Annotated in this window: 2 protein-coding genes; both read left to right on the top strand. The window is 71.5% G+C overall.

Annotated elements, in window-relative coordinates; translation table 11 throughout:
- A partial coding sequence (locus MFF30_RS25880; protein ID WP_373321018.1) for a lipocalin-like domain-containing protein occupies positions 1 to 437 on the top strand: 437 nt, incomplete at its 5' end.
- A 188-nt stretch (positions 438 to 625) separates the two neighbouring features.
- On the top strand, positions 626 to 1,198 hold a 573-nt coding region (locus tag MFF30_RS25875), incomplete at its 3' end, for a HupE/UreJ family protein (RefSeq protein ID WP_238283160.1).

The following is a 1,198-nucleotide window of genomic DNA, read 5'->3' as shown; positions in this document are numbered from 1 at the left end:
CGGCCCGGGCCGAGACGCCGCCGGCCCTCAAGGGCCTCTGGAAGCTGGTTTCCTACGAGGTCGAGGTCCGCGCCGACGGCAGGAAGCAGCCGGTGATGGGCGACCACCCCACGGGTTTTGCCTATTTCACGCCGGACGAGCGCGTGTTCTTCCTGCTCACGGGTGAGGGACGCAAACCCGCCGAGACCGATGCCGAGCGCGCGGCCCTGATGAAGACCCTCGTCTCCTACACCGGCAAGGTCACCCTGAAGGGCGATCAGTGGACCGCCAAGCTCGACGCCGCCTGGGACCCGAAATGGGTCGGCACCGAGCAGACCCGCTCTTTCACCATCGAGGGCGATCGCCTGCGCGTCCTCACCCCCTGGCGGGTGATGCCGAACTGGGCCGACCAGGGCGAGACCCGCAGCATCGTCACCTTCGAACGCACGAAGGATTGAGCGCTGCGCCCCCGGGGATCTTGCGGGAGAGATTTCACGGGAAACAGGGCCTGAGCGCCCGGTGGCACCGACGCCGCATCTCCGGGAGCCGCGTCCCCACGCGGCCCCGGGGGCTGTACACGGGCATGCCGGTTGCTAGTTACAGCGAGCGGGGCCGTCGCCCCCCATTCCAGATCCGGGATCCGTCGATGACACCACGCCTCGCCTCCCTGCCGGCCCGCGTCGCCCTCGCGGCGACTTCGGTTCTCGTCGCGACGCCCGCCCTCGCGCATCCCGGCCATGAGGCCGCGTCGGGCTTCACGGAAGGCTTCCTGCATCCCCTGAGCGGGCTCGATCACGTGCTGGCGATGGTGGCGGTGGGCCTTATCGCGGCCCGCATCGGCGGTCGCGCTCTCTTGCTCGTGCCGGTGGCTTTCGTCGGCATGATGGTCCTCGGCGGCGCTCTCGGTGTCGCCGGCATCGAACTGCCGTTCGTGGAGATCGGCATCGCCCTCTCGGTGGTGGTGCTCGGCGCGGCCCTGGCCCTGCGCCCCGCCCTGCCGGTGGCCGCCGCCATGCTCCTGGTCGGCGCCTTCGCGGTCTTCCACGGTCATGCCCACGGCGCCGAAATGCCGGAGGCGGCTTCCGGCCTCGCCTACGGGGCCGGCTTCGTCGGCGCCACGGCGCTCCTGCACGCGGTCGGCCTCGGTCTCGGTCTCTCCACCGAGCGCCTTGCGCGCAGCCTGCCCGCCCTACGCGTCGCCGGTGCCGGCCTCGCCGTG

It is taken from the genome of Methylobacterium goesingense (assembly GCF_022179225.1).
GTDB lineage: Bacteria > Pseudomonadota > Alphaproteobacteria > Rhizobiales > Beijerinckiaceae > Methylobacterium > Methylobacterium goesingense.
This window is presented reverse-complemented; position numbering and strand designations above follow the sequence as displayed.